This window comes from Bacillus sp. Medicinal_06, from assembly GCF_056711665.1.
The window spans coordinates 101,224-114,816 of sequence record NZ_JBWYHD010000009.1 but is presented as its reverse complement, the minus strand read 5'-3'; the positions used below and the strand labels follow the sequence as shown (position 1 = coordinate 114,816).

Below are 13,593 nucleotides of genomic sequence, written 5' to 3'. Positions count from 1 at the left end.
ATCTTTATATGCCATACTGTAGGAAGAATAAATAGTGAGGTGAGGAAAATTGGCTACAAATGAAAAAGTAGAACTTGCTACGTTTGCTGGAGGATGTTTCTGGTGTATGGTTTCACCATTTGAAGAGATGGAAGGTATCATTAAGGTTGTGTCAGGCTATACGGGTGGGCATAAAGAGAATCCGACTTATAAAGAGGTTTGCTCCGAAACAACAGGCCATTATGAAGCGGTACAAATTACATTCGATGCAAATAAAATGCCGTATGAAAAGTTACTAGACATTTATTGGAGACAAATTGATCCGACAGATGTCGGCGGTCAATTTCATGATCGTGGGCAGTCGTATGAAACAGTCGTCTTTTATCACAATGAAGAGCAACGTCAGCAAGCTGAGGCATCAAAGTTGGAGCTCGCTAATAGTGGCCGTTTCTCGAAGCCAATTGCTACAAAAATTCTTCCTGCTGCTACATTTTATCCAGCCGAAGAGTATCATCAAGGATATCATAAGAAAAATGCTTTTCGTTATGAACTATATCGAAAAGGGTCAGGGCGAGATGCCTTTATTAAACAACATTGGCCAAAAGATAATGCACACTTAAAAGAACGATTAACAGATATACAATTTTATGTAACACAAGAGAATGGTACAGAACCGCCTTTTCAAAATGAATATTGGAATCATAAAGAGGAAGGTATTTATGTAGATATTGTTTCCGGTGAACCACTATTTACTTCTTTAGATAAATTTGATAGTGGATGTGGTTGGCCGAGTTTTACAAAGCCGGTTATGTCAGCTAGTGTAAAAGAGAAAATCGATGTTAGTCACAATATGACGCGTACGGAAGTAAGAAGTAAGGAAGGAGATTCTCATCTTGGTCATGTATTCCCCGATGGACCAGGGCCAAGTGGTCTCCGTTATTGTATTAATTCAGCGGCACTTCGCTTTATTCCGAAAGAGGAATTAGAGAAAGAAGGATATGGAGATTTTCTCATTCTGTTTGCAAATAAAAAATAACCTCGCTGCACGCGAGGTTATTTTTTATTCTACTATTTTCTTTTTCTTTTTAAACTTGCTGAGTACCTCATACACAATTGGAACGATAAGAAGTGTTAGTAATGTTGAACTTGTTAATCCACCAATTACCGTTACCCCAAGACCTTTAGAAATTAATCCACTGCCTTCAAATCCTAGTGCAAGTGGAATAAGAGCACCGATTGTTGCGATTGCTGTCATTAAGATTGGGCGTAAACGAGTTGCGCCAGCTTCTAATAATGCTTCACGTGTTGATAGACCTTCATATTCTTTATGAATAACACGATCAATTAGAACAATCGCATTTGTTACAACGATACCAATTAACATAAGAGCACCAATCATTGCTGATACGCTTAACGTCTCACCTGAAATCAGTAAGGCAACAAGGGCACCAATGATTGTAAATGGTAGCGAGAATAGGATTGCAAATGGTGCAAGAGCACCGCCAAATGTAACGACAAGAACGAAGTATACAATGGCAATCGCAGCTAACATCGCTAAACCAAGTTGTTGGAATGATTCTTGGATATCTTTTGTAACACCGCCCATGGAAACATCTACACCAGAAGGAAGATTCATTTTATCGACTTCTTTCTGAATAGCAGTGGATGCTTTCGAAACATCATCGGATGTTAATTTTGCACTTACTTCCACATAAACACGTCCATCACGATGTGTCACTGTATTGGAAGTTTCACCTTCTTTTACAGTCATAACATCTTTAACGGCTACTTCGTTGCCAAGTGGTGTTGTAATTTTACGATCTGTTAAATCATCAATCGTTTCATAATCATGTTTTTCTGCTTCCACATAGACGTTAATATCCTTACCATCTTTTTTGATTGTTGTGAGGACAGGGCGATCATGTTGATTAGAAAGTCCCATTCCAATTTGGGCAGCAGTTAGCCCCATTTTACTTAGTTTTTCTTGATCTGCGACTAATGTGTATTCTACATATGTTTTTGCAAGACTAGAGTCGATATCTTTCAAGTCTTTTTCTTTCTTCATGATATTTTGAACATCTTTTACGACAGGTTTGATGTCTTCTGAGCTATCTCCGTATACGTATAGCTTAATTTCATTGCTGCCGCCACTAGCTCCGAAGTCTTGGCTTTTCCATTCACCTTTTCCTGTCATCTTTTGTAAGTCTTTAATGACTTGTTCTTTCTCTTTTTCAAAGTTTTTCGTGTCATTATCATACTGAACGAAGAACATAGCTTGATTTGTTTTACCTGGACTCATTGGGTTTTCTCCGCCTAATGAGAACTGAATTGTTTTTACATCCTTTTTATCTTGGAAGTGTTTTTCGGCTTTTGTTGCTATCTTTTCAACGTCTTCTAATGTTTGCCCCGGTTCAGGATTATATGTTGCAATAATCATTTTCTCTTCTTCAGATGGTAAGAAACTTACACCGATAATCGGTACAAGTGCAAGACTACCTACTAATAAGAGAACAGCGATGCTAGATGTAATGATTTTATGGTTTAATGCCCAACCAAGCACACGTTTATAGCCATTTGCTAATTTACTTGGTTTTTCTTCATGATGTACTTGTTTTTCTCTCGTGCTTTCCTTTTTAAATAAGGAATGAGCTAACATCGGTACAATTGTAATAGCTACAAGCAGTGAAGCTAATAGTGCAAAGACAATTGTTAAAGCAAATGGTAGGAACATTTCCCCAATCATACCTTTTACGAGTCCAAGAGGTAAAAAGACCGCAATTGTTACAATTGTTGAAGACATAATTGGAACAAACATTTCTTTTGTCGCTTCGCGGATTAAGTCTCTGCCTCTTAATTTTTCGTCTGCTAAGGACATACGCCTATAAATATTTTCAATAACAACGATTGAATCATCGACAACGCGTCCAATTGCAACGGTCATCGCTCCAAGTGTCATCATGTTAAGTGTAATATCCATCTGTTTTAGTACTAAAACAGCAATTAATAAAGAAAGTGGTATAGAGACAACAGAAATCAATGTTGTTCGAATGTTACGTAAGAACAACATAATAATGACTATGGCAAAGATTGCACCAAAAATTGCTTTGCTAAGCATTGTCTCAACTGATTTTTCAATTGGTGAACCTTGGTCAAATGTTGAGATGATTTCTAGGTTTTTATATTTTTTCTCAAAGTCTTTTACCTTATCTTTGACTGCATTTACGACGTCGACTGTATTTGCATCAGCAGCTTTAACAATTTGAATACCAATTGCATCTTTTCCGTTTGTACGAGAAATAGATTCTGCCTTTCCAACTTCTTTAATATCAGCAATTTCTTCTAATGTAACAGTTGGAATACCATCAGATGTCGCTGGATTCATTTGAGGTGCTTGAGCTCCTGCGCCTGGGTTACCTTGATTATTTGCTCCTGAAGGAACGGCAGGAATCTTCATTTCCTTTAAAGCTTTGATTGTTGTAATGTTACCATCTACAACAACTGATTTCTCAGTATCTTTAAATGTATATAGGCCAAGTGGTAAAGATACATCAGAACCTTTAATGATATTTTTAACTGTATCTTCACTTAAACCTAATTCTTTCATCTTATCTTTTTTAAAGACAAGTTGTACTTCATTTACTTGTTGTCCCGAAATTTGAACAGATGCAACGCCATCAAGTCCTTTTAATCCTGGGACAATATTTTTTTCAACTTTTTCAGTTAAGGTAGCTAAAGATTCATCTTTACTCGCTACACTTAATGAAATAACAGGAAAGGCATTAAAGTTTACTCGAGAAACTTTTGGATCCTTTACGCCCTCTGGTAATTTTACATTTGCAAGTGCTTCTTTAATCTCGGTTTCAGCTTTCTCCATATTCTTATCAAAGTCATACTCTACTTGAATAGAAGAGGCATTTTGATAAGAGGAGGAACTGACAACATTGACTCCGCTCAAATTTTGCAGTTGCTGTTCCATCGGTTTTGATACCTTATCAGCTACTTCCGCTGGTGTAGCACCAGGATAAACCGTTGTTACTGTTACAACAGGTGTTGTAATGTCAGGGATTGTTTCGAGCTTCATATTAAGCCCAGAATAAATTCCTGCCACGGTAACGAGAATGGTTAATAGCCAAACTGCGAACTTGTTTTTTAACGAAAAGTTAATTATTTTGTTCATGTTTGCGCTCCCTTTTAACGTATATTGACCAACTGGTCAGTCTAATACATAATATAACTGACTGAGTGGTCAGTCGTCAATGAAAAGGAATGGTATAATAAAGCTAAGTTAAAACTTTAAGATGCGAGATTAAATTAGGAGAGAAACTATGAAAGAAAAAGAACGTTTAATTATAGAAATGGCAATGAAGTTATTTGCAACTAAAGGCGTAAACGCAACGTCAGTACAAGAGATTGTGACTGCTTGTGGCATATCGAAGGGAGCTTTTTATTTATATTTTAAGTCAAAAGATGAATTGTTATTAGCAACACTCAAGTATTATTATGACAAAATCCATAAAAAGATGATGGACTTGGATAACGAATCGTTACTTCCACGCGAGAAGTTTGAAAAACAATTGTATTGTCAGTTTAGTGATGTACAAAAGCATAAGGAATTTATCATCATGCATGCGAGGGAGAATGCCATTCCGTTTAATAAAGAGGTAGAAGCATTTATGATGCGAATGAAGCTTGAGTCACACGCATTTTATAGAAATAGTTTACTATCTATTTACGGTGATAAGATTACTCCGTATTTGTTAGACCTTGTGATTATAGTAGAGGGAATATGCCGTGGATACTTAGAATTGATCATTTTAAATGCAACGGAAATTGATTTACCACATGTTTCTACATTTATTCTAAAGAGAATAGATGATCTCGTAGCAGGGCTTTTGAACTCTTCAGATATACCTGTTTTACATGAGGAAAAATTAGGACAATTCTTTTGTAGTTCTGACCTTATTAAAGAGCAAGCAAAGGAACACTTCTTACAGGAAATCATTATGCTTAAACGCACCTTAGCAGATCAATTAGAAAATGACGAATTGTTAGTTACATTAGATGTTTTGGAAGCTGAAATAAGAGTACCAAATCCAAGAATTCCAGTTATTCAAGGGATGTTAGCAAATTTAAATGCATATCCTGATTTGAATGATTTTAAATTACGACTTAAAGGATATTATAATATAAGATGATTTTAAGGTTTTGACTATCATAAAGAGCTGATATGAAGAAAAATAAGTATTTACATAAAGCGAAAATTTAATTAGTGGGGCTTTTACGGGTAATTTATCTATATAATTTCTGTGTTCTTGCTAAATGTTGAGGTGGGAGGAGTATTACCGCCCACCAATGGTAGAATAAAAAAGGTATCGTTACAAAAATATAACGATACCTTTTGTTTCTATTTATAATGAATTTACTGTTTCTCTTTCAGGATTAGTAATATCTTTCTGATCAATATTTATTGTTTCTTTCACAATATAAATTGGACGGTTTTTACTTTCGTCATAAATACGAGCAATATATTGGCCGACGATTCCAAGGCCAAGTAATTGAATTCCACTGAAGAATGTAATGGCAACCATAATAGACGCCCAACCCGTTTGAATATCACTTCCAATTAATTTCACAATAACAGAGTATAGTAGAACTGCAATAGAAATGAAAACAGACATTAAACCTAAAGTCATGACGATTCTTAATGGCTTTGTAGAGAATGCAATAATTCCATCTGATGCAAATTTAATCATTTTCTTTAGTGGATATTTTGTTTCACCAGCAAAACGTTCATCTCTTTCATACTCCACATATGTTTGGCTAAATCCAATCCAAGACATCATCCCGCGGATGAAACGATTTCGCTCTGTCATTTGCTTAAACACATTTGCTACTTTGCGATCGATAATTCGAAAATCACCTGTATCTTTTGGGATATCGATATCAGACATGTAGTTTAAGAATTTATAGAAATATTTAGCTGTTAAAAGTTTAAACCAAGTTTCGCCCTTACGTTGCTTTCTTTTTGCATAAACAACTTCATAGCCTTCTTGCCATTTTGCTATAAGTTCAGGAATCACCTCGGGAGGGTCTTGTAAATCTGCATCTATAATTACAATAGCATCTCCACTTGCGCAATCAATCCCTGCGGTTACAGCCGTTTGGTGACCGAAATTACGTGCAAAATTAACAACTTTAGCACGATAATCATTTGCAGCAATTTCTTTTAAAATTTCCATTGTCCGATCTGTACTTCCATCATTTACAAACACAAACTCATAATTGATATTATTTTGAATCATGACAGATTTTAAACGATTATAGCATTCCTGTGCTACTTCTTCTTCGAAATACATAGGAACTACAACTGAAATGAGTTTTTCCATGTTCCTGTCCTCCATAGTTTCAATAAATTTGAATAGTTTCTAATTAGTAGGATTTTTCGCTTTGATTAAATGTCCAAATTTTATTTAGGAAAAAGTTTATCATCATACCTATACCAATCGCGAAAATTTGCGCAATAAATTCATTATATAAAAGTTTGTCTACCAATATAAACAAGCTAAGTGTATTAAAAGCTAATACGATTAGATTAACAGTCAGAAATTTTAAAAACACGGATAAGTTTTTACTGTTAGATTGAAATACCCAATTTTTATTCCAATAATAGCTATTTGCAACGCCAATTAAATAGGAGATTGTATTTGCGATAAGGTAATTCATACCCAATTTAACCAAGATGATATAGCTTATAATTGTAATGAGCGTATTAAAGATTCCTACTAAACCAAACTTTAAAAATTTCTCCATAATAGTATCCTCATCTTTATAAAATATATAAATAAAATAGATTGTACTGGAATGTTATTCATACATAACAACTAACAATTATAGCATAATTGTTAGTAACATGTTACATATTTTGGGTAGATTAACATTTCAATATGGTATAGCAATTAAATCTTTTAATTATGATATAAAACAATAGTGGATATAAAAAATTAAGGGGAAGTTGGAGGACTTTTGATTAAAATGCTACGTTATTATTAGTCCTTATAAGTATAAATCATTTAAATATAGGGTGCTAAAAGGTTCGTTTTTTATAAATTTGATTTATATATAGTATAATGGCTGGGGCTAAAACGAATATGGCAATCCAAGTGTTATTAATGTATAGTAATTTGTAGCGGAATTCAATAACTGGGATATGTAAGAGTTGTGTTAATGGTGTAAATATTATTCAGGAATTTTAGGGTTTTTTTGTTTTATAAAATAATGAAAAGCAGTTTTTTGAACGTTCTGCACAAATCATATAAAGTAAAGCTTCCTTTAGTAGGGAATGCCCGTTAATGTGTGATAAAGGTGCTGTTGTAATATCGTTATATAAATATAATTTAAAAGGAGTGTAATTGTTGAACACATTTTTTAAAGGATTATCAACTTTTTCGGCAAGAGCCATATATATTATTTACGGTTTTTTTGCTGCATTATTAATTATTAATTATTTCTCTGATACGCAAAAATATAATTATGTATTTTTGTTAGTTAGTTTTTTATTTTTGTGTTTGATTGGAACTTTTATTCTAAGAAAAGGTTCATTGTATCTTGAAAAATTAAATGAAACAAAATGTTTCTTGGTATTATTAATCATTTGTTTGGCAGTTAAATTAACTTGGATTTTCATGTATAAAATTGAGCCACTTGTTGATTATGCAACTTTTTATTATACTGCTGAATCACTCAGTAAAGATTTCGTTATTAGCAGTAGATATGTAGCGCTCTTTCCCCATATTTTTGGGTATGCATCGTTCCTAAGTATTATCTTTAAAATATTTGGAGTAAGTTATATGATACCTCCAATTGTTAATGTGGTTTTATCGACGATATCGATGGGGTTAATATATTTTATATGCAGAAGAATTAGCGGTGTGAGAACAGCAATAACTGCAAGTGTTTTATGGATTCTTTTACCTTCACAAACTATCTATAATATGTTTGCAATGTCGGAACCGTTGTATTGTACAATATTGCTATTAATTTGGGCAATCATGATTATTGTTTATGAGAAACTTCCAAGTATCAGTATTAAAAAATTGCTCTTTTATTCAGTGTTATTAGCTTTATTACTTGCATTAATGAATATGGTACGTCCAATTGCGGCGGTACCGATTATAGCTTTAGCTATATGGCTTTTCATAATAGATACAAGGCACTTGGGAAATAAAAAACTACTTGTAAGTAAGGCAACATACTTAGGTGTTATATTATTGGGATACTTTGTTTTTTCTTCAGCAGCAAATCATTATATAACATTGCGTTTAGGTGAAGAGATAGCCTCAACACCTGGATACAATTTTTATGTAGGATTTAACACAGAAAGTTCAGGAACATGGAATGCGGCAGATTCTGAATTGCTGATATATTACAATGATAAACCAGGATGGACTGCGAATGAGGTTCAAAAACAAATGTTAGAAGAAGCAAAGAAGAGAATACAAAGTGGTAACATAGATTTTTCAAAGCTATTTTTTGATAAGTTTATCGTTTTTTTAGGTGAAGATAGTCAGGCTGCTGGATATGCACAACCCGTCTTGGATCATCCAGTACGATACGCCGTAATATCTAATGTTTTTTATTATTTCTTAATTGCAACTTCGCTTTTAGGTGTCGTGAAAGCATTTAAAAATAGAAATAAATCTTCAGTTTTCATTATTTGTCTTTACACGATAGGGTTAACATTAGCGCAAATGTTGGTAGAAGTAGCACCAAGATATCATTATTCTGCTACAATGCCTATGGTTGTTTTAGCAGCTATTGGTATTACTCATATTTTTAATAAGAAAAAATCTGTTGATAGCATGTATTAATAAAATTATAAAATAGAAAAATATTAAAGATAAAAATCATAGTTAGAAGTTTTAAAAAAATGTATTTTATTGTAGTTCCTTATAACTATATAGAATGAGGTAATTTTATGTAAAAAAGAGACCCTCCCATAAGTGAAATCAACTTATGGGAGGGCTTTTTTAGTTAAGTTTTACATCTGTATTTGTTAATTTAGAAGCATCAAAATGCATTACTTCATTTGTGAAATTTGATAATCTTTGTTCATAAGCCTTTTCATCAGTGATGGTTTTTTTGCGTTTTCTACAGTGAAATTTGGTTACCTATAATGGCATTGGTAAATAATGAAACACCTATTAGCATTAGATACTTTGTTTCGAAATATGCATAAAAGTAGAGAGACATACCTACTAAGAAAAGTTTGGCAAGGTTTCGATTTACTTTTTGTAATAAGAAGTATCCAATAATTTCTATAGGCAAGAAGAACATAAATTCATAGGAATTAAAAAGCATACTTATAGCTTCCAACATGATGATGTCTTATTGATATACAGTATGTGGCAGTTTAGAACTTCTATACTGCCACATAGAAAAAGGTGTGGTTAGATTTTTTGCTCGGCCCATTCTTCTACATTCCAAACTTTTGTTATCCAATCTTGGTAAAAGTCTGGTTCGTGACATACAAGAAGAATTGTTCCTTTGTATGCTTTCATTGCTTTTTTTAACTCTTCTTTTGCCGTAACATCAAGGTGATTTGTCGGCTCATCAAATAATAGCCAGTTACTTTCTTCACCCATGAGTTTACATAAACGAACCTTTGCTTGCTCTCCACCGCTTAATTGGCTTAATGGACGAGTAATATGTTCATTTTTTAGTCCGCATTTTGCTAACATTGCACGAATTTGATGTTGATCTAGATTCGGGAATGTATTCCAAACATCATCGATAGGTGTTAAGTTATCAGCTTTTACTTCTTGTTCAAAGTATGCTGGTTCTAAGAAATCACCAAGGCTTGTTTTCCCGCTTAACGGTTTAATTTTACCTAGGATTGTTTTCAATAATGTTGATTTACCAACACCATTACATCCAACAATTGCAATTTTTTCTCCACGTTCAATTGTCATCGTTAGTTTTGGTAATAATGCATGTGTGTATCCAATTTCTACGTCTTCACCTTCAAAGACAAAGCGACTACTTGCGCGACATTCTTTGAAAGAGAATTCTGGTTTAATCGCTGTTTCTGGACGATCGATGCGTTCCATGCGATCAAGTTGTTTTTGACGGCTCTTTGCACGACCTGTTGTAGAATAACGAGCTTTGTTTTTTGCGATAAAATCTTCTTGTTTTTTAATAAATTCTTGTTGCTTTTGATAAGCGTTTAAATGTTGATTTTTATTGATTTCAGCTAGCTCTAGGAATTTTTCATATGTCGCTGTGTAACGCGTCATTTTTGAGAATTCTAGATGGAAAATAACATCCACACATCTGTTCATAAATTCCGTGTCATGGGAAATTAAAAGGAATGCATGTGGATATTCTTTCAGGTAATTTGTTAACCATTGAATATGTTCAACATCTAAATAGTTTGTCGGCTCATCCAGTAATAGTACTTCTGGTTGTTCAAGTAATAGCTTTGCAAGTAATACTTTTGTACGCTGTCCACCACTTAACGCAGAAACATCACGGTCTAATCCAATTGCATCAATTCCAAGACCGCGTGCCGCCTCTTCGATTTTAATATCTAGTAAGTAGAAGCCACCTGCTTCAAGTGCATCTTGTATTTCTGCCATTTGGTCTAGAAGTTCTTCTAATTCTTCTGGTGTAGCCGTTCCCATTTTTTCTGTAATGATATTGAGTTCTTTTTCTTTTTCAAATAAAGGTAAGAATGCATCTGTTAATACGTCACGAATTGTTCTGCCAGGTGTTAAAATGGTATGTTGATCTAAATATCCGTAGTGTGTGCCAGGTGTCCATTCTACACGTCCTTGGTCATGGATAAGTTGTCCAGTAATGATATTCATAAATGTTGATTTGCCAACGCCGTTTGCGCCAACTAATCCAACATGTTCTCCTGCTAATAAACGCATTGATACGTCTTTAAATAGTGTGCGGTCACCAAATGTATGACCTAAATTTTCAACTGTTAATAAGCTCATAGTGTCCTCCGTCCATTTCAAAATAGTATCTTGAATCATGATACTAAATTCTTAGAGATAATACCATCCTTTCAAAATGTATATTTTTTCAAAAACAAGGTTGTTTTTTTCTGGGAAAGGAATATAATATAATTGAACGGTGGTTAATTAAATTGTGAGGTATGATAGATGTCGCCAAGAAAAGCAGTTAAACAAGAATTAACAAGAGAAATGATTATGAATGCAGCGAGAGATTTATTTATAAAATTAGGATATCAGCATACTTCCATGCGTAAAATTGCAACAGAATTAGGGTATAGTCATGGTTCAATTTATTATCATTTTAAGAATAAAGCGGAGCTTTTTTATGCGATGGTTGAACAAGATTTTCAATTATTAAATGAAAAACTAGATGAAATTAATGCTCAAAATTTACAGCGAGAAGAGCAATTAAAATCGGTTTTATTTGGATTTATTGAATTCGGTTTACGAAATCAAAGTCATTATGAAATCATGTTCTTGATTAAAGATGACGAATTAAAAGAATGTTTAGCAGATGGACCAAATGTTAGTTATGAAAAGTTCGCTTCTGTTATATCTTCTTTATGTAAAGGAAATATAAACGCAATGACAGTATGGTCTGTTTTTTTATCATTACATGGATTTGTTGCACATTATTGTGGAAGTGGTCAAACGTTTGAAGATGTACAAGATTTAGCTAAAGAACATGTGAATTTTATTGCAAAATCACTTCTAATGTAAGTGATTTTCTTTTTAACATTAATTGAACATCGGTTAATTAAAGGGGGATATGATGATGAAAAAGGCGCTAGTGTTGGGAGCATCTGGAGCAATGGGGTATGCGATTACAAAGGAGTTGTGCGGGAGAGGGATTGATACAATTGCTTTTGCGAGAAATAAGGAGAGATTAGAAAAGCTGTTTTACGATGAAGAAAAAATACAAATAGTAGCAGGAGATGTATTTAAGCAAGCAAATATAATGGAAGCTGCTAAAGATGTAGATGTTATATTTCATGCTGTAAATATACCGTATACAGATTGGGAGATAAAACAACCAGAGTTACTAAAAAATATATTAGAAGCGACGAAACACCACGGTGCTAAATTAGCGATGATAGATAATATTTATGCGTATGGAAGACAAGGCGGAGGGAAGGTAACGGAAGAGGCTGTGAAGGATCCGCACACAAAGAAGGGGAAAATGCGTTTACAGCTTGAATGGATGGCGAAGCAAGCAGAGGTGCCGGTACTTATTGCTCATTTTCCAGATTTTTATGGCCCAAATGCGGAAAGTACACTCGTTCATCATACACTGCAAGGTGTTCTTGCAAATAGAATATCTAGTTTTGTTGGGGATAAGAAGCTTGCTAGGGAATATATTTTTACACCGGATGGAGCTAAAGCTATTGTTGAATTAACATTACGTGATGATGCATATGGGCAAAACTGGAACATACCAGGATCAGGTGTAATTACAGGCGAAGAAATGATTACGCATATAAGAGAATTAACTGGATATACAAAACCTATAATGACTGTAAAAAAACGTATAATCGGAATGATTGGCCTATTTGATAAACAAATGAAAGAGTTTGTAGAAATGTTATATTTGACAGAAGAACCGGTTGTATTGAGCGGGGAAAAATATGAGCGTCACATTGGCAAAGTACCGCAGACATCTTATCTTGAGGGGTTAAAGGAGACAATTGCATTTTTAAAGGGAAAAAATAAGAGAAAACGTTAAATTCGTTTGCTCTTATTTTTCTTCTATTTAAAATACCCTCGAACGATTCCTTTTAAACGATTTGCATGGAATTTACGTTTGTCGTTCGAAATATTTTGTGTCATACGGAATGTAGCGGCTGCAACCGCGCGTAAAAAGTAAGGAAAGCCATAATGTAAACGAATTACTCTTCCGAAACCACCGGCATAGGAAATAGCTCTTTTTAATGATTGCTCATTAATCACTTCTTCTTTTACTGGATGGTATACGAATAGGTCTTTTCTAAATAGTCCTGTATATCCATTTTTCATACCACGCAGCACGAAATCAGTTTCTTCACCAGCTCCGTAAATTGTTCCAGATCCAACACCTAAATCTTCATCAAACATACCAACATCTTGTACAAATTGTTTTGTAAAGAATAGTGTGAAGGAAGGTCCCATGAATCCGTACTTATTATTTAAAATAATATCTGTTTCTGGAGCGAGTATTAATGAGCCGGTTCCTTCTACATTTGTAGTATTCGTTGATATAAACTGAATATCTTTATTGCTGTTAAATGTTTCTAGAATGCTTTTTAACACATTTGTTTCATAGATACAATCGTCATCTGGAAAAGCAATGATATCGCCATCAGCTACTTTTAATCCTGTATTACGGGCACGGGATAACCCTTTAATAGGGGTATAAATATAGTTAATGGCGAACTTTTCTTTGTAATCCTCAAATAGATCAGAAATTGGTGTATCGTTTTGGTCAACTACAATAAGTTCGAAGTTTTTATATGTTTGTTTTTCTAATGATTGTAGTAAATCAAGAATATCATCACGTCTACCACAAGTGGCCATGATTAAAGAGAATTTCAATTGTAACAGCTCCTTTAAGAGGTTG

At 33.9% G+C, this 13,593-nt stretch carries 10 protein-coding genes and 1 pseudogene; 6 read left to right on the top strand and 5 right to left on the bottom strand.

Annotated elements, in window-relative coordinates:
* Positions 1 to 49: 49 nt before the first annotated feature.
* Together msrA and msrB are read left to right on the top strand one after the other, a co-directional pair.
* Positions 50 to 517, top strand: a pseudogene (msrA, locus tag AC1M36_RS20895) (peptide-methionine (S)-S-oxide reductase MsrA); the annotation flags it as partial.
* A gap of 45 nt (positions 518 to 562) precedes the next feature.
* Positions 563 to 1,015, top strand: coding sequence for a peptide-methionine (R)-S-oxide reductase MsrB (msrB, locus tag AC1M36_RS20890; protein ID WP_420792338.1), 453 nt, complete (start codon positions 563 to 565; stop codon positions 1,013 to 1,015).
* A gap of 24 nt (positions 1,016 to 1,039) precedes the next feature.
* Here msrB and AC1M36_RS20885 read toward each other — a convergent pair whose 3' ends face one another.
* On the bottom strand, positions 1,040 to 4,156 hold the full coding sequence (locus AC1M36_RS20885; protein WP_431613144.1) for an efflux RND transporter permease subunit: 3,117 nt from the start codon (positions 4,154 to 4,156) through the stop codon (positions 1,040 to 1,042).
* 148 nt (positions 4,157 to 4,304) lie between these two features.
* On the opposite strand from AC1M36_RS20885, the gene AC1M36_RS20880 reads away from it, so the two are divergent.
* Positions 4,305 to 5,174 (top strand): TetR/AcrR family transcriptional regulator, encoded by an 870-nt coding sequence (locus tag AC1M36_RS20880; protein ID WP_336451458.1) that lies wholly within the window; start codon positions 4,305 to 4,307, stop codon positions 5,172 to 5,174.
* A 213-nt stretch (positions 5,175 to 5,387) separates the two neighbouring features.
* Here the strand turns inward: AC1M36_RS20880 and AC1M36_RS20875 are convergent, their stop codons facing one another.
* Positions 5,388 to 6,365 carry a glycosyltransferase family 2 protein gene (locus AC1M36_RS20875; protein WP_336451459.1) on the bottom strand — a complete coding sequence of 326 codons (978 nt, stop codon included), beginning with the start codon at positions 6,363 to 6,365 and terminating at the stop codon, positions 5,388 to 5,390.
* Positions 6,366 to 6,408: 43 nt separating this feature from the next.
* Entirely contained in the window at positions 6,409 to 6,789 is a 381-nt protein-coding gene (locus AC1M36_RS20870) for a GtrA family protein (protein WP_336451460.1), read from the bottom strand.
* Between the two features lie 602 nt (positions 6,790 to 7,391).
* On the opposite strand from AC1M36_RS20870, the gene AC1M36_RS20865 reads away from it, so the two are divergent.
* Positions 7,392 to 8,846, top strand: a complete 1,455-nt coding sequence (locus AC1M36_RS20865) for a glycosyltransferase family 39 protein (RefSeq protein WP_431613145.1) — start codon at positions 7,392 to 7,394, stop codon at positions 8,844 to 8,846.
* Between the two features lie 579 nt (positions 8,847 to 9,425).
* Here the strand turns inward: AC1M36_RS20865 and AC1M36_RS20860 are convergent.
* The gene (locus AC1M36_RS20860; RefSeq protein ID WP_336451462.1) at positions 9,426 to 11,018 is read right to left on the bottom strand and encodes an ABC-F family ATP-binding cassette domain-containing protein; all 1,593 of its coding nucleotides are present in this window, start codon (positions 11,016 to 11,018) and stop codon (positions 9,426 to 9,428) included.
* A 129-nt stretch (positions 11,019 to 11,147) separates the two neighbouring features.
* On the opposite strand from AC1M36_RS20860, the gene AC1M36_RS20855 reads away from it, so the two are divergent.
* Positions 11,148 to 11,720, top strand: a complete 573-nt coding sequence (locus tag AC1M36_RS20855) for a TetR/AcrR family transcriptional regulator (RefSeq protein WP_336451463.1) — start codon at positions 11,148 to 11,150, stop codon at positions 11,718 to 11,720.
* Between the two features lie 55 nt (positions 11,721 to 11,775).
* A complete protein-coding gene (locus AC1M36_RS20850; RefSeq protein ID WP_479846144.1) occupies positions 11,776 to 12,723 on the top strand; it encodes an SDR family NAD(P)-dependent oxidoreductase in 948 nt (315 codons plus the stop codon).
* A 23-nt stretch (positions 12,724 to 12,746) separates the two neighbouring features.
* Here AC1M36_RS20850 and AC1M36_RS20845 read toward each other — a convergent pair whose 3' ends face one another.
* The gene (locus tag AC1M36_RS20845; protein WP_336451465.1) at positions 12,747 to 13,568 is read right to left on the bottom strand and encodes a glycosyltransferase family 2 protein; all 822 of its coding nucleotides are present in this window, start codon (positions 13,566 to 13,568) and stop codon (positions 12,747 to 12,749) included.
* Positions 13,569 to 13,593: the final 25 nt, after the last annotated feature.